20 protein-coding genes are annotated in these 19,219 nt (G+C 48.5%); 10 read left to right on the top strand and 10 right to left on the bottom strand.

Annotated features, from left to right (window positions below; genetic code table 11):
• Nucleotides 1-76 precede the first annotated feature (76 nt).
• On the top strand, nucleotides 77-610 hold the full coding sequence (sodC, locus tag GZ78_RS15580; protein ID WP_034837766.1) for a superoxide dismutase family protein: 534 nt from the start codon (nucleotides 77-79) through the stop codon (nucleotides 608-610).
• A gap of 311 nt (nucleotides 611-921) precedes the next feature.
• Here the strand turns inward: sodC and trpC are convergent, their stop codons facing one another.
• From trpC to GZ78_RS15540, 8 genes are all read right to left on the bottom strand, one after another.
• Nucleotides 922-1,737 (bottom strand): indole-3-glycerol phosphate synthase TrpC, encoded by an 816-nt coding sequence (trpC, locus tag GZ78_RS15575; RefSeq protein WP_034837763.1) that lies wholly within the window; start codon nucleotides 1,735-1,737, stop codon nucleotides 922-924.
• A gap of 3 nt (nucleotides 1,738-1,740) precedes the next feature.
• Complete coding sequence (gene trpD, locus GZ78_RS15570; RefSeq protein WP_034837762.1) at nucleotides 1,741-2,778, bottom strand: anthranilate phosphoribosyltransferase; 1,038 nt, start codon at nucleotides 2,776-2,778, stop codon at nucleotides 1,741-1,743.
• A 56-nt stretch (nucleotides 2,779-2,834) separates the two neighbouring features.
• Complete coding sequence (locus tag GZ78_RS15565) at nucleotides 2,835-3,413, bottom strand: anthranilate synthase component II (protein ID WP_034837760.1); 579 nt, start codon at nucleotides 3,411-3,413, stop codon at nucleotides 2,835-2,837.
• A 1-nt stretch (nucleotide 3,414) separates the two neighbouring features.
• Nucleotides 3,415-4,941, bottom strand: a complete 1,527-nt coding sequence (gene trpE / locus GZ78_RS15560; protein WP_051786277.1) for an anthranilate synthase component I — start codon at nucleotides 4,939-4,941, stop codon at nucleotides 3,415-3,417.
• Between the two features lie 474 nt (nucleotides 4,942-5,415).
• Complete coding sequence (locus GZ78_RS15555; protein WP_034837758.1) at nucleotides 5,416-6,102, bottom strand: phosphoglycolate phosphatase; 687 nt, start codon at nucleotides 6,100-6,102, stop codon at nucleotides 5,416-5,418.
• A gap of 77 nt (nucleotides 6,103-6,179) precedes the next feature.
• On the bottom strand, nucleotides 6,180-6,689 hold the full coding sequence (locus GZ78_RS15550) for a hypothetical protein (RefSeq protein WP_034837757.1): 510 nt from the start codon (nucleotides 6,687-6,689) through the stop codon (nucleotides 6,180-6,182).
• A 125-nt stretch (nucleotides 6,690-6,814) separates the two neighbouring features.
• Entirely contained in the window at nucleotides 6,815-7,492 is a 678-nt protein-coding gene (gene rpe, locus GZ78_RS15545) for a ribulose-phosphate 3-epimerase (protein ID WP_034837755.1), read from the bottom strand.
• A 411-nt stretch (nucleotides 7,493-7,903) separates the two neighbouring features.
• A complete protein-coding gene (locus GZ78_RS15540; RefSeq protein WP_034837754.1) occupies nucleotides 7,904-8,743 on the bottom strand; it encodes a class I SAM-dependent methyltransferase in 840 nt (279 codons plus the stop codon).
• A 366-nt stretch (nucleotides 8,744-9,109) separates the two neighbouring features.
• Between GZ78_RS15540 and GZ78_RS15535 the strand changes: the two genes are divergently transcribed.
• The 4 genes from GZ78_RS15535 to GZ78_RS29525 are packed head-to-tail and all read left to right on the top strand — an operon-like array spanning nucleotide 9,110 to nucleotide 11,978.
• On the top strand, nucleotides 9,110-9,955 hold the full coding sequence (locus tag GZ78_RS15535; protein WP_034837752.1) for a HEAT repeat domain-containing protein: 846 nt from the start codon (nucleotides 9,110-9,112) through the stop codon (nucleotides 9,953-9,955).
• A 33-nt stretch (nucleotides 9,956-9,988) separates the two neighbouring features.
• Entirely contained in the window at nucleotides 9,989-10,879 is an 891-nt protein-coding gene (locus GZ78_RS27580; RefSeq protein WP_051786225.1) for a HEAT repeat domain-containing protein, read from the top strand.
• 18 nt (nucleotides 10,880-10,897) lie between these two features.
• Complete coding sequence (locus GZ78_RS15525; RefSeq protein ID WP_034837750.1) at nucleotides 10,898-11,842, top strand: HEAT repeat domain-containing protein; 945 nt, start codon at nucleotides 10,898-10,900, stop codon at nucleotides 11,840-11,842.
• Complete coding sequence (locus GZ78_RS29525; RefSeq protein ID WP_161787403.1) at nucleotides 11,832-11,978, top strand: hypothetical protein; 147 nt, start codon at nucleotides 11,832-11,834, stop codon at nucleotides 11,976-11,978. The genes GZ78_RS15525 and GZ78_RS29525 overlap by 11 nt, the downstream gene beginning before the upstream one ends.
• A 173-nt stretch (nucleotides 11,979-12,151) precedes the next feature.
• Here the strand turns inward: GZ78_RS29525 and glpT are convergent, their stop codons facing one another.
• Together glpT and GZ78_RS15515 are read right to left on the bottom strand one after the other, a co-directional pair.
• Complete coding sequence (gene glpT / locus GZ78_RS15520; RefSeq protein ID WP_034837749.1) at nucleotides 12,152-13,498, bottom strand: glycerol-3-phosphate transporter; 1,347 nt, start codon at nucleotides 13,496-13,498, stop codon at nucleotides 12,152-12,154.
• A gap of 235 nt (nucleotides 13,499-13,733) precedes the next feature.
• Nucleotides 13,734-14,765 carry an NADP(H)-dependent aldo-keto reductase gene (locus tag GZ78_RS15515; RefSeq protein ID WP_034837746.1) on the bottom strand — a complete coding sequence of 344 codons (1,032 nt, stop codon included), beginning with the start codon at nucleotides 14,763-14,765 and terminating at the stop codon, nucleotides 13,734-13,736.
• Nucleotides 14,766-15,102: 337 nt separating this feature from the next.
• Here GZ78_RS15515 and rplM point away from each other — a divergent pair, with 337 nt between their 5' ends.
• The 5 genes from rplM (at nucleotide 15,103) to GZ78_RS15490 (ending at nucleotide 19,029) form a co-directional block, all read left to right on the top strand.
• Entirely contained in the window at nucleotides 15,103-15,531 is a 429-nt protein-coding gene (rplM, locus tag GZ78_RS15510; RefSeq protein ID WP_034837744.1) for a 50S ribosomal protein L13, read from the top strand.
• Nucleotides 15,532-15,543: 12 nt separating this feature from the next.
• Nucleotides 15,544-15,936 carry a 30S ribosomal protein S9 gene (rpsI, locus tag GZ78_RS15505; RefSeq protein ID WP_034837742.1) on the top strand — a complete coding sequence of 131 codons (393 nt, stop codon included), beginning with the start codon at nucleotides 15,544-15,546 and terminating at the stop codon, nucleotides 15,934-15,936.
• Nucleotides 15,937-16,448: 512 nt separating this feature from the next.
• Complete coding sequence (petA, locus tag GZ78_RS15500; RefSeq protein ID WP_034837740.1) at nucleotides 16,449-17,042, top strand: ubiquinol-cytochrome c reductase iron-sulfur subunit; 594 nt, start codon at nucleotides 16,449-16,451, stop codon at nucleotides 17,040-17,042.
• Nucleotides 17,042-18,274 (top strand): cytochrome b, encoded by a 1,233-nt coding sequence (locus GZ78_RS15495; RefSeq protein ID WP_034837738.1) that lies wholly within the window; start codon nucleotides 17,042-17,044, stop codon nucleotides 18,272-18,274. Before petA ends, GZ78_RS15495 begins: the two co-directional genes overlap by 1 nt.
• Nucleotides 18,274-19,029, top strand: coding sequence for a cytochrome c1 (locus GZ78_RS15490; RefSeq protein WP_034837735.1), 756 nt, complete (start codon nucleotides 18,274-18,276; stop codon nucleotides 19,027-19,029). The genes GZ78_RS15495 and GZ78_RS15490 overlap by 1 nt, the downstream gene beginning before the upstream one ends.
• Nucleotides 19,030-19,219 lie beyond the last annotated feature (190 nt).

The following is a 19,219-nucleotide window of genomic DNA, read 5'->3' as shown; positions in this document are numbered from 1 at the left end:
CTGCTCATTAAGTAAACCGGAATAAGCATGGCTATATTCCTCTGTCATACACTCGTTTTTACTGGGGTTGGCAATCATGTTCAATAAAGTCTGTGGGCTATCTGGAGTAGTGGTCGTAGCAGCGATGCTTTCTGCCTGTTCATCAAATGACCGTTTTACGGTCAAGATGAATCAGGTTTCGCCTTCCGGTGTGGGAGCCGACCTGGGAACCATTACTATTTCTTCTGCCTCTGGAGGAGGGGTGGAATTGACCCCCAATCTTCATGATCTGGTGCCTGGAGAGCATGGTTTCCATGTCCATGAAAAGGCCAGCTGTGATCCTGGCTCAAAGAATGGTGTGATGGTGGCGGCTTTGGCAGCCGGTGGGCATCTGGACCCTGATAAAACGGGTAAACATGAAGGGCCGGATGGTGCAGGGCATCTGGGGGATCTGCCCAGATTGACTGTAAACGACAAAGGTTTCGCTACGGTTCCGGTAGTAGCCAAGCGTCTGAAACTCGCTGACCTGAAAGGGCGCTCGGTGATTATTCATTCCGGTGGTGATAACTACACCGACAATCCACCCATGGGTGGCGGTGGTTCACGAATTGCCTGCGGAGTTATTAAATAAGAGTGGTCAGTTTACAGTTAATACCGTTCGCACTGAGCCTGTCGAAGTGCATTATCAGCATCCTTCGACAGGCTCAGGATGAACGGGGGCGTGTGGTCATTAACGTTTGGTTGCTTCAGTGTTGCTAAACACAAACCCATACGTTATCTCACGTTGTATACCCATCGCCTTTCAAGATGCAACGTTGTTGCCAGCGTTCGCTCACTTGTCGCCTAGTAGCATCTTGAAATCCAATGGGTATAGAGTTCAATTTTCGGAGTGTACGCATTCCCACTCGGAGCGTGGGAATGCGTTGACTTACTACTTAAGACTTAAAGATATTTACCGAACAGGTTGCTCAGACCCCGACCTGGATCTTCCTGACGCATAAAGGCTTCACCCACCAGGAAGCTGTTCACCCCTTTCGAAAACATACTGTCCACGTCTTCTACGGAGTGGATGCCACTTTCTGTAATCACCTTTCGGCCTTCCGGGATCTGGGGCAATAAGGCAAATGTGTTGTCCAGAGTGACTTCAAAGGTATTCAGGTTGCGGTTATTAATGCCCAGCAGAGTGCCTTCAAGAGGGAGTGCACGTTCCAGTTCTTCTGGCCCATGAACTTCAACCAGAACATCCATTCCAAGGTCCAGAGCAGTACTGCTGAACTCCTGAAGTTCACCGTCTGTAAGACAGGAGACGATCAGCAAGATACAATCTGCGCCAATCATCCGAGATTCATATATCTGCCAGGGGTCGACCATGAAGTCCTTGCGCAGTACTGGCAGAGAACAGGCTGAGCGAGCTTCCTGCAAATAACTTTCTGCCCCCTGGAAAAAATCTTTGTCTGTCAGTACAGACAGGCAGCTGGCGCCTGCCTGTTCATAGCTCTGGGCAATGCTGACCGGATCAAAGTTTTCTCGAATCACGCCCTTGCTGGGGGATGCTTTTTTGATTTCGGCAATAATGGCGGCCTGCCGGTTTTCTGTCCGGGTTTCCAGGCTTTTGGCGAAATCTCGAGTGCCTTCTGTGTGGCGTGCTCTGGCAATGACCTCCTGCATAGACAGGTTTGTCTGACGCTCTGCGACCTCTTCACGCTTTCGCTCAACAATTTTGTTGAGGATGGTTGGCCTGGTGTTTGAAGTTGTCATTCATTACCCCTCGGCAATCACTTGTGTGAAGCTGGCCAGTTCGCTCATTTTTTCCTGTCCCAGTCCGCTGGCAATAGCATCCTGAGCCATCGCAATACCTTCCTGCAGGCTGGTGGCCACTCCAGAAACATAAATGGCAGCACCGGCATTCAGTGAAATCATGTCTGCCGTTTTGCTGGCGTATTCACCTTCCCGTTTACCCAGTGCATCCTTGATCAGAGCCAGTGAGTCTTCTGAACCATTGACGGTCAGACCAATCAGGCTTTGAGATTCAATGCCAAAATCTTCAGGTTTGATGGTGTATTCATTGATTTCACCGTTTTTCAGTTCTGCCACATGGGTTTCACTGGCAATACTGATCTCGTCCAGGCCGTCCACTGAATGTACGACCATGACATGCTGGTTGCCGAGCTCCCTGAGTACTTCTGTCATTGGCAGGCAAAGTTCTTTGGTGAACACGCCGATGACGAGGTTCTTGACGCCAGCAGGGTTAGACATAGGGCCGAGGATATTGAAGAAGGTTCTTATTCCCAGTTCTCTGCGAACACTTACCACATTTTTCATGGCCGAGTGGTGGGCTGGAGCGAACATAAAGCCTACTCCTACTTCTTCAGTGCAACGGGCCACTTGCTCAGGATTGATACCCAGCTTAATGCCTGCTTTTTCCAGTAGGTCAGCACTGCCACTGGAGCTGGATACGCCCCGGTTACCATGCTTGGCGACATGAGCACCCGCAGCTGCAGCAACAAACGATGAAGCTGTGGATACATTGAACAAGTGAGCACCGTCGCCACCGGTACCCACAATATCTACCAGGTGTTCAGCATTCACTTCAACACCGGTGACCATTTCTCTCAGTACCTGGGCCGCTCCGGTAATTTCTTCAATGCTCTCGCTTTTCATACGCATGGCTGTCAGGAACGAGCCAATCTGGGCGTCGGTACACTGACCGGTCATGATGTCGCGCATGATGATCATCATTTCATCGCGACTGAGATCAAGATTGCTGACTGCGCGGGCAATACCTTCTTTAATGTTCATTACATCTGGCTCCAATTGTTTTTCTATAAGGTCCGGCGGTTGATACCTTTTTGACCTTATTGCTTCAAGAAGTTGTCCAGCATGTCATGGCCACGGTCGGTCATGATGGATTCCGGGTGAAACTGTACGCCTTCCAGGGGCAGAGTCTTATGGCGAATTCCCATGATCTCGTCCATGCTGCCATCTTCGTGCTGAGTCCAGGCGGTAATTTCAAAGCAGGCTGGCAAGCTTTCTTTTTCAATGACCAGAGAGTGGTATCGGGTTGTCGTGACCGGGTTGGGCAGATCAGTGAAAACCCCCAGCCCCTTATGATAGACAGGTGAAACCTTGCCGTGCATCACTTGTCGTGCCCTGATCACTTTGCCACCAAAGACCTGGCCCATGCTCTGGTGACCCAGGCAAACACCCAGAATGGGTTTTTTGCCACTGAACCGTTTGATGACTTCCATGGAAACGCCTGCTTCATTGGGGGTGCAGGGACCCGGAGAAATCACAATGCGTTCTGGATTTAGTGCTTCAATGTCTTCAATGCTGATGTGATCATTCCGATGCACTTCAACGTTCTGCCCCAGCTCACCAAAGTATTGCACCAGGTTCCAGGTGAACGAATCGTAGTTATCGATCATTAAAAGCATCTCAGTTTCGCTCCCCTGTCTGCTTCTGGTGGGTGGATCCGGATGAAAGGCCTGTCTGCGCCATGGCGACAGCCTTGAAAAGGGCTCGCCCCTTATTCATGGTTTCTTTCCATTCCATCTCGGGAACCGAGTCTGCAACAATCCCTGCGCCTGCCTGAACATGGAGTTTACGGTCTTTTATCACGGCAGTCCGTATGGCAATGGCGGTATCCATGTTGCCATTCCAGGCCAGGTATCCGACAGCACCACCATAGACACCGCGTTTAACGGGTTCCAGTTCGTCAATAATTTCCATGGCGCGAACTTTGGGTGCACCACTTAATGTGCCGGCAGGCAGTGTGGCCTTGAGCACGTCCATGGCATCCATACCGTCTTTTAATTGCCCCGTCACGTTGGACACAATATGCATGACGTGGGAGTAGCGTTCGATCACCATTTTGTCGGTCAGGCTGACGCTGCCTGTTTTTGCTACACGACCAACGTCGTTTCGACCCAGATCGATCAGCATCAGATGTTCTGCCAGTTCCTTGGGATCGTTCAGAAGCTCTTGTTCCAGTTCTTTATCCCGCTCTTCGGTAGCGCCACGTTTGCGTGTACCTGCTATCGGCCTGACGGTGACTTCACCGTCTTCCAGGCGAGCAAGAATTTCCGGTGATGAGCCAACAACATGAAAATCACCCAGATCCATGTAATACATATAAGGAGAAGGGTTGGTGCTGCGCAGTGCCCGATAGAGATTAAGAGGAGAACTGTCGAAGGGGATCGTCATTCGCTGAGACGGTACGACCTGCATGGCATCGCCCGCCAGAATGTATTCCCGGATTTTCTCCACGGAGGCTTCAAAAGTTTCTTTCCCAAAACCGGATTTGAAGTCGCTTTCCCGGGCAGGGTTAAGAGAAGCCTGTACCGGGGGGAGAACATTGGTAGTTTGCAATCTGCGAACCAGTTCGTCCAGTCGGAACTCGGCTTTCTCCAGAGCTGCAGGCTCGCTTGGGTCTGCGTGCGTTACCAGAATCAGCTTGCCACTGAGATTGTCAAATACAACCAGTTCATCAGATACCATCAGCATGATGTCAGGGTTGTCCAGCTCATCCTGCGGAGCGGTGTGCTTCAGGCGCTCTTCAATATAACGGACAGTATCGTAGGCAAAATAACCCACAAGACCGCCGGTAAAACGTGGCAAGTCAGGCAGCTCAGGCACTTTATAGCGTTCCTGGAACTGGTTGATGAAGCTCAGTGGGTCTTCCGGGTTGTGCTCTTCAACGATCTGGCCATCGGTTTCCAGAGTGACCTTGCAGTCAGGGCTGTAACCCGATACTTGGAGTATGGTTCTGCAGGGCAACCCTATCATGGAGTAACGTCCCCACTTTTCTCCGCCTTCAACGGATTCAAGCAGGTACGAATAGCGGCCGTTGGCCAGCTTTAGATAAGTGGTCAACGGGGTGTCCAGGTCCGCCAGGATTTCCCGGATTACAGGAATGCGGTTATATCCTTCGCGGGCCAGACGAGAAAATGCTTCAGGCGTCATACTGGCCTCTTTATTATCTGGCTGATGGTTAAGCGGTATTATGCTTTCTTTTGCTACGGGCATTTGTGAAACACTTCTCGTCCCTGTGGGGTTAAGAAAAACGGTTTCAGCCGCTCATGGCTGTTTAAAAAACCGCTCATGGCTGTTTAAAAAACCGCTCATGGCTGTTTAAAAAATAGTGCGAAAAAACGCAGGCTTTGACTGAGTTGGGCTTTTTTATCAGGCGCAGGGCCAGCCGAGCCATCGCCAGGAGGTAAGCTTTGAGGCAGGTGTGAAGAGGCCCGCTGTTTGACCAGCAGCGCTCATGGTGTTCTCTGTAGGTGTCTCTGAATAACAGTCAATCACTGCTGGCTCCGCTATTGTTCTGGGCGCAGTCCTAAAGACAGGAAAATGGAAGGGTATATGACTGTTGCGGCTAATGCAAATGTCTGGGGTTAGTGCAGGGCCAGGCTTCTGGCCCCGATGAATTCTGCCTTACAGCAGTTCGGTCAGATCAGAGACAACGGTGTCTGGATAAGCGGATTCAATAGGCTCACCATGGTTATAGCCATAAGGCAAACCCACTACCTTAACCTCAGCAGCCCGGGCGGCTTTAACGTCGTTCCTGGAGTCGCCAATCATGAGGGTGTTGTCCCGGGTGCAGTCAAAATGCTTCATGGTGTGTTGCAGAGGCATGGGGTGAGGTTTCTTCTCATTCAGGCTGTCGCCGCCAATACTGAGCTCAAAGAAGTGTTCAATACCCATATGTTTCAGCAGTGACTCGGTGAATATTTCAGATTTGTTTGTCACTACAGCCTGCTTGATACCTGCCTTGTGGATCTGGCTGAGAAAGGTGAATACACCAGGGTACAGTGAACTGTGCTGGCCGACTTCAATGGCATAGTGATGTTTGAACCGCTCCAAAGCTCTGGTGAAGGTTTCTTCGTCCACAATGCCGGGTTGATCACCCATCATATCATCGGCCAGTGCCCTTTGAACCAGCGATGGAATACCGTTGCCTACCCAGAGTCTGGCCTTCTCGTCGCCGGCAACAGGCAGATTGAGGTCTGTCAGCATTTTATCCAGAGCAATAGCCAGGTCAGGAACACTGTCAACCAGAGTACCGTCGAGATCGTACATGATTAATTGAACAGGGCTATCCAGCAATTCAAACAACTTCATTGTTTAAGATATCCAGGAGGAGGGAATAAAGACAGTGAGATTATAGGGGGATTTTTGTTGATATTGACAGCCCCGTGTCAATCATTGTCGTCCAATACTGCCTTCAGAAGATCATTATCAATATTCAGCTCGGGGGCACTTCCTACATTTATAGGCTTGTTGGAGTTAAAGTGACTGGAAAGCAGCACTATTTGAAGCTGGTTGAAGCTGGTTGAAGCTGGTTGAAGCTGGGTTCCCCAAGGCAGTACGATCAGTTTCCATGGGTGGGGCTTAAACGAGTAGATTCTGCCCTGTTCATGCAGTAACGGGTTTTGTATGGCTGCATACACGACAAAGTTATGGTGTGTGTCAAGCCCGTCACCACCAATGCTGAGCTGGGCTGTGTGCATCGAGCCGTGATACTGGATATTTATAGTGAGTGTTCCGATTTTCACGTAATCAAAGCTGGCTGGCCGGATTATAAAGTCGGTCAGTTTGTCTTTAGCGTCGAGCACATAGGCGTCATACTCCAGTGAGATCTGATGCTGAGCGTTCGCAGTCAGAGAAAGAAATAGAACAGTACAGCCCGTCAGTAGAAGTTTTTTCATCTTGCTACAAAACTTTTATCCAGAGTGTTGAAACGTGTATTCAGAGTAGATAAAAGCGGGACTGAAGAGCGGGATATGAGGAATGATTCAGGCCGGTTCAACCAGCCTGAATCAGAGGAGCTGAATCAGAGGGACTCAGCTTTGGAGAGTTCTTCTCGCATCTGTCTGATAACGGTTTGATAATCGTCAGCATTGAAAATGGCTGAACCTGCGACAAAGGCGTCGGCACCGGCTTCAGCAATTTGACGAATATTCTGGACACCTACACCACCGTCTACTTCCAGGCGAATGTCCAGTCCACTGTCGTCAATGATTTTGCGGACATGGCGAAGTTTGCGCAGAGTAGAAGGTATAAACTTCTGACCACCAAATCCCGGGTTAACTGACATCAGCAGAACCATATCCAGTTTATCGATGACGTATTCAATAACATCAGGGGATGTGGCCGGGTTCAATACCAGGCCTGCTTTGCAACCGCCTTCACGAATCATCTGAAGACTGCGATCAATATGATCAGAGGCTTCTGGGTGGAAGGTGATCATGCTGGCGCCCGCTTCAATAAAGTCACCAATCATGCGATCTACCGGGCTGACCATCAGATGTACATCGATGGGGGCAGTGACACCATGGTTTCTCAGCGCTTTACACACCATGGGGCCAATGGTCAGGTTGGGCACGTAATGGTTATCCATAACGTCAAAATGTACCCAGTCAGCTCCAGCGGCAATGACATTGTCCACTTCTTCTCCCAGGCGGGCAAAATTCGCTGAAAGAATGCTGGGGGCGATAATAAAGTCGCGCATGTTTTGGTTTCCGGTGAATTCTGATCAGAAATGAGAGGCGATTTTAGACTTTTGACCGGCTGATGTCAGTTCTTTAACGGGTGTATTGCGTGAAATATTGAGCTTTTCGTTCTGCTATTTTGTCGACTGACTCATTTTGTCGGCACATTCATGCTTATTGCATACTCTTGATCGATTCTAGACAGCCCGGCCTAAAATCCAGAAAGAACGGCCATCTTTTCCACTGAATTTTCTTAAATAGGTCAACTATTCGCACAAATTCAGTGAAAAAGCTGACTCGTTCTACTGAATTTTATGCTCGGGCGCTATTCTCGGTCAGCCCCTGGCGAAAGGCCGACGAGTGGCTGATTGACTGTTTGTAGTTTCAAAAAATTCTCATGAGGCCTTTGTCAGGAGCGAATGTCAGGATATTCAAAGAGCGGCTTCATGCAATATGCGTGTTCTGGGTTGTTGGCACAGGTAGTGCACCATTTCAGTCTGATAAGGAAGGGTTCCATGCTGATCAATCAGCTTTTCAAGCTTATGGATCAGCTTCTGACGAAACCCGGACTTTAGTTGTCTGAGCTCAACATTGGGGAAGCTGCAGATGAAATCGGCCCAGATTTCCGGGTAAGGACAGGAAAAGCCGGTTTGGTAATTTGTGGTTTTGAGGCTGGAGAAATGTCTCTTTAGCTGGGACGGCGCATTTTCAGCACTAAAGGGAGACAGGATCTCGGAATATGGTGGTATTTCCGGCTCTATGGCATGAACAGTTTTCCAAATGATATCTTCCGAGTGGCTGGCAAAGGTTGTTGTACTTAACCAGGCATGAGGTTTTAGAACCCGGGTTATTTCTCTGAGTGTCTGGTCAATATCAGTAGCATGGTAGAGCAGCATATGAGCCAGCACTGCATCAAATTGCTGATCCTTGAAGCAAAGTTGTTCCATGGCGTTTCGCAGGAAAAAACGCTCAGCTTTCAGTTCGCCAGTGTGATTTCTTGCATGAAAAAGCATGTTGGATGATCGGTCTGTCAGGAAAAGCTGATGGTTTTGTTTAAGGAGGTCAGGAAACTTTTTCCACAGTAATGCGGGTCCGCAACCCAGGTCCAGAATTTTATCAGCCTTTTCGAAAGGGCTCTGCTCTTTCAGCCAATCCAGGTAGTGTCCGGGGGCTTTTCTGAAACGGAAAATATCGACCCTGCTGACAAAGGTTGATGTGTTTTCGTAGTGTTCCGAACACTCTATAAAATGCGGGTTTTGATTGTCTGTCATGATGTGTCTTGAATCATGGGCTGAAGTTGAATGAATGGAAAGTAAAGGGCTATTTACGAACAGATAAGGGGTTTATGAGCAATCTGTCTGCACCATGAAAATTATAAATGAATAAAATTTAATGTCAGGTTCATGTACTGAGTGTTTAGTGGAGCCTTTGTGAAACTAAGGGTATAGAGGATGCTTTTGGCAAGGTGCTTCAGGTTTTTTATCGTTCTGTGTGACTTATTTCATCAATAAGCCATTTTAATGGCGAGGTTCAATTTTGAATATATACTTGTTACAAGAGTAAAGTAAGTCGTTTAGAAATGCTTCCAGTGTCTTTTATCTCAGGCAGCCTTTGTAATAAAGGAGGAGGTTATTTTCGTGAATTCAAATAACCGCTTTCTGGGTCAACTGATTAGCCGGGCTGAGCAGATTATGGTTCAGGACAGTTATCAGTTTTCCCAACTGGCCGGGTTGTCTGAGCTGATTGACCCGTCAACCGTTCCTCAGTTGCTCCAATGTGTGGCTGAGGATATTTCCAAAGAAACGTCTGCTGAGAAAAAGCCTTTTCTTGATCAGAATTACCTGTACAGCAAAGGAGATTTCAATCTCTCGCTGGTCTTCTGTAACGGTTTGGGTGAGCCTTCAGAAAGTAAAGAAGTCTGTGCCAATGAATTTGATTTGATGCTGATTAATCTGGGTGAGCAAGCCATTGATATCCCGGTGCTTGAAACCAAAGTCGACACGGTTGATATCTATGAAATGCCTGTGTCTGCCAGGAACGGACCTACTTTGATTCTGGGTTCTTGTCAGGCTCACGTTTTCAAAGCCTATGATTCGGTTCCATTGTTGGATGGCATTAAACAGCAGGCATGTCTGTTAACAGCCCACTCTGCAGCAAGAGGGGTTCTGACATGGACCTATAATCGCGAGACTTTACAGCCAACTCGGTTGATTGCAACCCGAGTGTCCGACTCCAGAAGTCAACTGGCTGCAGCACTGATCGGGGAGTTGTCAGGCTCTGAGAAAAGTATTGAATGTCTTGAGAATGTTGCCTCCAGTGATCGTTATGCACCTTTTGTACGCTGGGAGGCTTTTTCCAGCCTTTGCAAACAGAGTGAGGAGAGAAGTCGATCTTTGTTGGAGCATACCCTGATTTACGACAGTGATCCTTATATACGTCAATTGGCTGATAAAACGATGACGGCTCTTTCTGTAACGGCCTGATGTTGGTCAGGTGCCTTTGCCAGGAGGTGTACCATGGTAAGAACGGTTGAATGCAGGACTGAGCTGGCCATACCGCTGGATGAGTTTTACAGCTTGTGTGATCGGGCTGGTTTGCAGTCTGAGGAAGATCTGGAAGGGCTTGTCCCGGCATTGAAACAGCTGGCAAACAACAGTCAGTTTCTTGAACAGTACTTCTGCGATTATCTGAAAGATCTGAGTGAGCCTGAACACAGTTTTTTGCCACCCGTCTTCATGCCTCGTATTGGTGAATCCTACATTTTCCGCATTGTGATCTGGCCTGTCATTGATCCTGCCGAGCGGGGTAACCAGTTACTCTATCACTATCCCCATAATCACGATGTGGGTTTTATTACCTGTGGCTATACCGGTTCAGGCTATCACACGGATATCTACAGTTTTGACTATGAGCATTGCACTGGGCTGGTGGGTGAGGAGGTGGACCTTGAGTTTCAGGAAAGCACCATGCTGCCTCCTGGCAAAATTATGCAGTACAAAGCGGGTACCGATATGCATATACAGTATCCACCGGAAGAGCTGTCTGTCTCCTTAAATGTAATCAAGCGGGAAGCTCGTAAAAACATTGTCGAGTGCTCATTTGATATGGATAAGCGGACGGTCATGGGACACTCCATCAAGATTCCGGTACAGGAGTCCGTGTTTAATGCAGTTTGCACACTAGGTAATGAAAACAGCAAGGACGTGTTGATTGATATTGCTCAAAGGCATCCTTTCATGCGCGTCCGGGCAGCGGCCTGGCATGCTCTGATTGAGTTTAATCCTGCAGACAGGGATTACCTGTTCTCTAAAGCAGTTGCTGATGAGCATTCCCATGTAAGAGCCTATACCGATACCCTTAAGCGCAATATTGAGAAGCAGGAGTTGGCTCTTGCTTCCAGTCAGTAAGCAAAGTGAGGTGGCGTCATGGTTAGAACTCTCGAATATGACTCCGACGACAAAGCTATCTCTCTGGATGACTTTTATGAAGTCTGTGAGTCAACTCCGATTAAGCGAGGTGAGGATCTGGAGCCATTGTCTCCCTTCCTGCATCAGCTTTCCAACAACAGGCAGTTTCTGTCAGATTACCTTTGCCAGTATCTGAAGAGCTTTGCCACTCTGGAGGCCTCACACAGTTTACTGCCGACCACATTTATTCCCCGTTTTGGCAAAGATTATGTGTTCAGGGTGGTGGTCTGGCCTGACAACTTTAATACCATCGAAAAAGGTCAGTACAACTATCTCCACAATCACGATATTAATTTTATTACCTGCGGTTATGCTGGTCCGGGGTACAAAACCGATATTTACGAATTTGATTATGAACGTTGCAGTGGTGTCATGGGTGAGAAGGCAGAGTTTCGCTTTGTAGAATCCACCCTGTTGACTCAGGGTAAGGTTATGCAGTTTACCGCAGGCACCGATATTCACCTGCAATATCCACCGGAAGCCACTTCAGTATCGATTAATGTGGTTCAAAGAGAACGACAGATGGCGGTGGCAGAGTGTTCATTTGATTCGAAAACTCATCGGGTCAATGGTCATGCTGTTTCTATTTTTGCCAAGGATATGATGCTTCATGCCATTGCCAACTTTGGTGATGAGAACTGTCGGGATGTTCTCACCCAAATTGCTAGACGGCACCCTTTCATGCGTGTCCGGGCTTCAGCCTGGCATGCACTGATGCAGGCGCATCCAGAAGAGCTTGATCAGTTGGCTGAACAGGGAGCCAGAGACCCACATTTATATGTAAGGACTTCCGTTAAACAGTTTCATGAAGGAATGACTCAGTATTTTGGTCTTTGTCTTGCCTGGCCAACAGGCAATGAACAGGGTAACTTCATAGTTGAGGAGGTGCAATATGAGAACTGATCACGCAATGACTCAAAAGCAGAGCCCGCTGATGCAGGCTGTATTGAAGGCTGTGGAAACTTCAAGGAAAGTAGACTTTGCAGGCAAAGCGCCACACAGCATTAATACCAAAGAGCAGTCCAGATATACCTTATAAATGAGGTGGTAGTGAAGATGATGCTTGGGGGCTGTAGTCAATGAGTCTCGCAAGATTGGATTTGCTGGCAAGGCCCCCTCCATAGCCTGAATACCAAAGAATAGTCAGGACTGATGTTATGACGATTTGAGTTTAGGACCTGACCGTTGTGGTCAGGTCTTTTTTTTTGTTTTTCATGTAATGCTGCGATGGGTTTTTACTTCTTCAATCCATGAAATAGACAGCATGACCATGGCACCTATGCAGGCGGCTATCAGGACATGAAAGCCACCGTCCCAACCGTATCGATCAACAATAAAGCCCATTGCTATGTTGGCGAATAACGCGCCGCCAAGATAACCAAACAGTCCTGTCAGGCCAGCGGCTGTTCCGGCAGCTTTTTTGGGTACCAGATCCAGAGCATGAACGCCAATCAACATAACCGGGCCATAGATCAGAAAGCCAATGGTAATCAGGGCGAGATTGTCCACAAGAGGGTTTCCGGGAGGGTTCTTCCAATAAACCACCACTGCGGCCAGAACGGCAACCAGATAAACAAGACTGGCGGGGGCTCTTCGACCTCTAAAAAAGCGATCGCTCAAATACCCGCAAAGCAGGGTTCCGGGAATGCCGGCAAACTCATAAAGAAAATAGGCCCAGCTGCTATCGGTCATGGAGAAGCCCTTTGCTTCATCCAAATAGGCCGGTGCCCAGTCTAAAACACCGTATCGAACCAGGTAAACGAATGCGTTGGCAATGGCGATGTACCAGAGCAGACGATTATTAAGTACGTACTTGAAAAAGATCTCGCTGGCAGAAAATTCTCTTTCATGGGAATCGTTGTAAGCAAAAGCGTGGGGGTAGTCTCCTGTATATTCCTCTATTGGGGGGAGTCCACAGGATTGAGGGGTATCCCTAACCATCAGCCAGCTGACAAGGGCGGTGACAATAGCCATTAAACCCGCAAAGTAGAAAACGCTGTGCCAGTCTGCAAAGAGTGCCATGCCCATAATGGCGAGAGGCCCCACCAGACCGCCACCGACATTATGGGCCAGGTTCCAGGTGGCCGCCCAGGTCCCCCGTTCACTGACTGAGAACCAGTGGACAATGACCCGGCCACTGGAAGGCCAGCCCATGCCCTGAAACCAGCCATTAATAAACAGTAGAATAAACATGGCTGGAATGGTGGCTGTGGCAGCAGGAACAGTGCCCATGAGGATCATGGTTAAAGCGCTGAATATCAGGCCGAAGGTGATGAATTTTCGGGCGTCACTGCGATCAGAAAGGTTTCCCATCAGGAACTTGCTGATGCCGTAGGCGATGGAAACACCAGAAAGGGCAAAGCCGAGTTCGGACTTGGTGAAACCTTCTTCAACCAGATGAGGGATGGCCAGAGAAAAGTTTTTCCTTACCAGATAATAACCGGCGTAACCAATGAAAATCCCAAGAAAAACCTGACGTCTCAGATGTTTATAGGTAGTGTCGACATCCTGACTGGCAATGGACTCCTGGTGCCTGGCCGGACTCAAAAAATTATTCATACAGCCCTGATACTCTTGAGTAATTTGTTAGTGGCAGTGGCCTGCCTTTTTACCATCCTGGGTAGATTGATAAAGCGACTGAAACTGATCCGCTCAACCGAAATTATTTTTGAAATCAAAACTAAAAATAGGCGAAAAACATTAAGTGGGTCAGTTAATTGTGGTTCTTTAGATAAATGGTGAAAGGGGGGCGAGTGCCAGATGAGCTGACACCCGGTGGAATGGTCAGTAAAAATCAGGGGGCAGGGTTGGGTTGCAGCGTGTGAATGTTTTCAATTTCTTCCAGAAGAGACTCTGAAAGTTGTAATTCACTGGAAGCAAGGTTGCTCTCCAGCTGATCCAGGTTGGTAGCCCCAATAATATTGCTGGTCAGGAAAGGGCGAGATGTGACAAACGCCAGTGCCATCTGTGAAGGATCCAGGTCAGAATCTTTTGCGAGCTGAACATAGGCCTCGATGGCTCTGCGGGATTGTGGTGAATCATAACGCTGGTAATGCGGGAAAAGCGTCAGTCGAGCATTCTCGGGTCGTGCACCACCGATGTATTTTCCTGAAAGGGCACCAAACCCCAGTGGTGAGTAAGCCAGTAAACCTATCTGCTCCCGGTGGGCTATTTCTGCAAGACCGACCTCAAAAGAGCGATTCAGTAAGTTGTAGGGGTTCTGGATGCTGAGGGCTCTTGGCAGGTTCTTTTCGCTGCTGATGCGAAGGTGCTCCATAACACCCCAGGGAGTTTCATTCGACAACCCGTAATGTTTGATCTTGCCAGCCTTGACCAGTTCATCCAGAGCAGAAAGTGTTTCTTCTATAGGTGTACCATCGAAACCATCCTGATGGGCATAGCCAAGCTTGCCAAAGAAGTTGGTGTTTCGGTCAGGCCAATGCAGCTGGTAAAGGTCGATGGCTTCAACCCCCAGTCGTTTCAGGCTGCCGTCAATGGCCTTGTGGATATGTTCTGGTGTCATCATCCGTCCACCGTCCATATATTCCAGGCCGGGACCGCAGATTTTGGTGGCAATCACCAGATCATTGCTTTTACCTCGCTGCTTGAGCCAGTTACCGATGATGGCTTCTGTACGGGTATAGGTCTCTTCCCTGGCAGGCACCGGATACATTTCTGCGGTATCGATAAAGTTGACACCATAGTCCACTGCTCGATCCAGTTGGGCAAAAGCTTCTTCTTCGGTATTTTGCTCGCCCCAGGTCATGGTGCCGAGGCACAGGGCGCTGACCTGAATATCGGTACGCCCAAGTTTTCTGTAATCCATGATACCACTATGCTCCAGGTTGAATGAATATCTTGAGGGTAATGCCCTGATAAGGCATGGAACAATCATTCTATCGGGGTTTTTGCCTATCAGGGATAGGGATTTCTCTGAATTGTCGGCCTGGAGGCTTTTTAAGTGCCGAAAGGGGTTTCATTCCTGAAGACAGACGATATAATACTGCTCCCGTTTCCCAATTGAGCGCCCCATGTTTGAGCAGGTCGTAGCCTGAAGCTATTAGCCTTGCTTCATCCCCGAGCGGATTTCGATATGGAATTCAGTAAGGGGCGGCCAAGTAAGAACAGGTATTGCATACAGCAATACTATTGAGGCGAATTTAATGAAAACTTTTAGTGCAAAACCAGAAACAGTAAAACGTGACTGGTTCGTGGTCGACGCTGAAGGCAAGACCCTGGGCCGTCTGGCAACCGAAATTGCTTCCCGTCTGCGCGGTAAGCATAAGCCAGAATACACTCCTCATGTTGACACTGGCGATTACATCGTTGTTGTTAATGCTGAGAAGGTCCATGTGACTGGCCGTAAAGCGTCTGACAAGATGTATTACCGTCACACTGGCTTCCCTGGTGGTCTGCGTTCAATCAGCTTTGAAAAGCTGATTGCGCACAAGCCAGAAATGGTCATCGAAAAAGCTGTTAAAGGCATGCTGCCAAAAGGCCCTCTGGGTCGCGATATGTACCGTAAGCTGAAAGTTTACACAGGTACTGAGCATCCGCATGCTTCGCAACAGCCACAGAAACTGGACATTTAATCGGGGGTAGCTATGTCAGTGACTCAATACTACGGTACTGGACGTCGTAAGTCTTCTACCGCTCGCGTTTTCCTGAAATCTGGTTCTGGCAGCATCTCTGTCAATGGCCGTAGTCTGGACGAATACTTCGGTCGTGAGACCGCTCGTATGGTTGTTCGCCAGCCTCTGGAGCTGACCGAACTGCTGGAAAAGTTTGACATCAAAATCACCGTTGCTGGTGGTGGTGGTTCCGGTCAGGCGGGTGCTATCCGTCACGGTATCACTCGTGCGTTGATGCAGTACGATGAAACTTTACGCCCAACACTGCGTAAGGCTGGCTACGTTACTCGTGACGCTCGTGAAGTTGAACGTAAGAAAGTGGGTCTGCGCAAAGCGCGTAAGCGTCCACAGTTCTCCAAGCGTTAATGTCAGTGGCGTCTGTTTACAGACGCTGTTGCAGAAAACGTCCGCTTTATGCGGACGTTTTTTTTTGCATAAAAAAAGAATTGGAAGCTATACGACCATTAGCTTTTATTAACAATAGGGCGAATGAGTTGTGTAAGAAAAGGACTTTGTTGTTGGGTTTAACCAACGTTAACTGTCGACAAAATCGGTATGCGCCGCTTTGCTGGCAGACTTAACGGGGTTGTGCTCATGCGCAATGATAGGGGCTGGAGGTCTTGAGACTGGCGAGATTGATTCTCAGGTTCAGGAAAACTTCATGTAAGGCTTTTGTATAGAAGCTAAAACCAGTATCATTACGCATTGCTGCCAAGGTGGGACAAATAATCAGACAGAGCTTTGATAGGGGGCGGGGGAAAGTCATAGAAAGGTTTTTCTCTTATTAAGAGACGCATCTCTTGTACTCCCTGCTAATATCCCACCCGTGAATTAAAAGAAGTCATTGGGCATTTGCCTGGATGGGGAGAGTAGGTTAAATGAGTGACAACGGCGTAAATAACAGCCGGCGCCGCTTTCTCGTGGCTGCGACTTCGGTGGTGGGGGCTGCCGGAGCCGTTGGGGTCGCTACACCTTTTATCAAATCATGGAATCCCAGTGCCAAAGCAAAGGCTGCTGGTGCTCCTGTGAAGGTGAACCTCAGTAAGCTAGAGCCGGGACAGCAGATTGTTGTTGAATGGCGCGGGAAACCTGTGTTTGTGGTAAGACGAACACAAGCCATGCTGGAAAACATCAGATCTCTTGACGATAAATTGAGAGATCCCAAGTCCGAGAAGTCAGAGCAGCCCGCGTATGCGGCGAATGAATACCGTTCCGTAAAGGACGAGTATTTGATTCTGGTAGGTCTTTGCACCCATCTGGGGTGTTCACCTAAATACATGCCTGAAGTTAAGCCGATGGAATTTGACCCTGAATGGAAAGGTGGTTACCACTGCCCATGTCATGGTTCCAAGTTTGATCTGGCGGGTCGTGTATTCAAGGGAGTGCCTGCACCTACCAACTTGGAAGTGCCTCCTTATATCTTTGAGAGCGACACCGTGATCATTGTCGGCCAAGATGAGGAGAATGCATAATGGGCAACTTCATGGATTGGCTCAATGCCAGGCTTCCAGTCACCCAGGTCTGGGAAGATCATCTCAGTAAATACTACGCACCAAAGAACTTTAACTTCTGGTACTTCTTCGGATCTCTGGCACTGCTGGTTCTGGTCAACCAGTTGCTGACCGGCATCTGGCTGACTATGAGTTATGTGCCTAGTGCTGAACAGGCTTTTGCTTCTGTTGAGTACATTATGCGTGATGTCGAGTACGGTTGGTTGATTCGCTACATGCATTCTACCGGCGCCTCGTTCTTCTTTGTCGTCGTCTATATGCACATGTTCCGGGGCCTGCTGTATGGCTCTTACCGTGCTCCCCGTGAGCTGGTATGGATCTTTGGTATGGCCATTTACCTGGCGCTGATGGCAGAAGCCTTTATGGGTTACATGCTGCCATGGGGGCAGATGTCATACTGGGGTGCCCAGGTTATTATCTCCCTGTTTGGTGCAATTCCTGTTATCGGCCCTGATCTGCAACAGTGGATTCGTGGTGATTTTCTGATTTCAGGCATTACTCTGAACCGTTTCTTCGCTCTGCACGTCGTTGCCTTGCCTATTGTTATTTTGGGCCTTGTACTTCTGCATATTATTGCTCTGCATGAAGTGGGTTCTAACAATCCGGATGGTATCGAAATCAAGAAGCTGAAGGATGAGAATGGCATTCCACTGGATGGTATTCCTTTCCACCCGTACTACACCGTGAAAGATCTGGTGGGCGTGGCTGTCTTCCTGTTTGTTTTCTGTAGTGTCATGTTCTTCTTCCCGGAAATGGGCGGCTACTTCCTCGAGTATGCGAACTTTGAACAGGCAGATGCGCTGAAAACACCAGCACACATAGCTCCAGTCTGGTACATGGGGGCGTTCTACTCCATTTTGCGTGCCATTACCTTTGATATTGGTCCAATTGATTCGAAGCTGGGTGGGTTTATTGCTATGGGTGGCGCAATCGCCATTCTGTTTGTATTGCCCTGGCTGGATCGTAGTCCGGTTAAGTCCTGGCGCTACAAGGGTATTATCAGCAAGGTAGGTATTGCTCTGTTTGCTGTTGTGTTTATTATTCTGACCTGGTTGGGAACACAGCCAGCGACAGTGGTTTACACATTGATTGCCCAGATCTGTACCCTGTTCTACTTCGCATTCTTCTTGTTAATGCCGTTCTATACACGATGGGAAAAAACAAAACCCGTACCGGAGAGGGTGACCGGATAATGAAAAAAGCAATAATTACCCTGTTGTTCTCGCTGGTTCCTGTACTTGGCTTTGCGGCTGGTGGTACCGGTTATCCACTGGATCCTATTGAAACGGATCCTTCGGACAAGGCTTCTTTGCAGCGCGGTGCCATGTACTATCAGAATTTTTGTTCTGCCTGTCATGCTACTCAGTTCCAGCGTTATGAGCGTGTAGCCGATGATATTGGCATTCCACACGATCTGATGCTGGAAAACCTGATGCCACAGTCTTCCAAGATCGGTGATCTGATGACTAATGGCATGCGAAAAGATGAAGCCAAGGTTTGGTTTGGTGCTGCGCCACCTGACCTGACTATGGTGACTCGTGTTCGTGGTGATGACTGGGTGTACACCTACCTGCGTACATTCTATGAAGATCCCAAGCGCCCCTGGGGTGTGAACAATAAGGTATTTCCTGATGTAGGTATGCCTCATGTTCTAATGGAACTACAGGGAATACAGATTGATAGCTGTCAGGGTGCCAGTCCTACTGAGCGTGATCCTCTGACCGGTGAGAAGATCTGTGGTCTGACGGTTGATCCTGATCGTAAGGGCTCTATGACACCAGCGGAGTATGATCAGGCCATGTATGACCTGACCAACTTCCTGGCATATTCTGCTGAGCCTATGAAGATGGAACGCAAGCAGCTGGGTATTTATGTCCTGCTGTTCCTGGTTCTGCTCTTCATCGTATCTCTGCTGCTCAAGCGTGAGTACTGGAAAGACATTCACTGATATAGCCTGAAACCAGGTCAATGTCACAGTGAGGCTCATTTAACAGGCATTATTAGATGAGCTGATCCAAGACCCGACTGTACTCCAGTCGGGTTTTGTTTTTTTAAACGCCTTCCGCTGTTGTTAGTCATTACTCCATTGTTACGACTTGCAGGAAGCCTGCCCAATAAGTCAGAAATATTCGATTCCA

The sequence above is a fragment of the Endozoicomonas numazuensis genome (assembly GCF_000722635.1).
Classification (GTDB): Bacteria; Pseudomonadota; Gammaproteobacteria; order Pseudomonadales; family Endozoicomonadaceae; genus Endozoicomonas_A; species Endozoicomonas_A numazuensis.
Note: the sequence above shows the minus strand (reverse complement) of the source record. Positions and strands in the feature narration are given on the sequence as shown.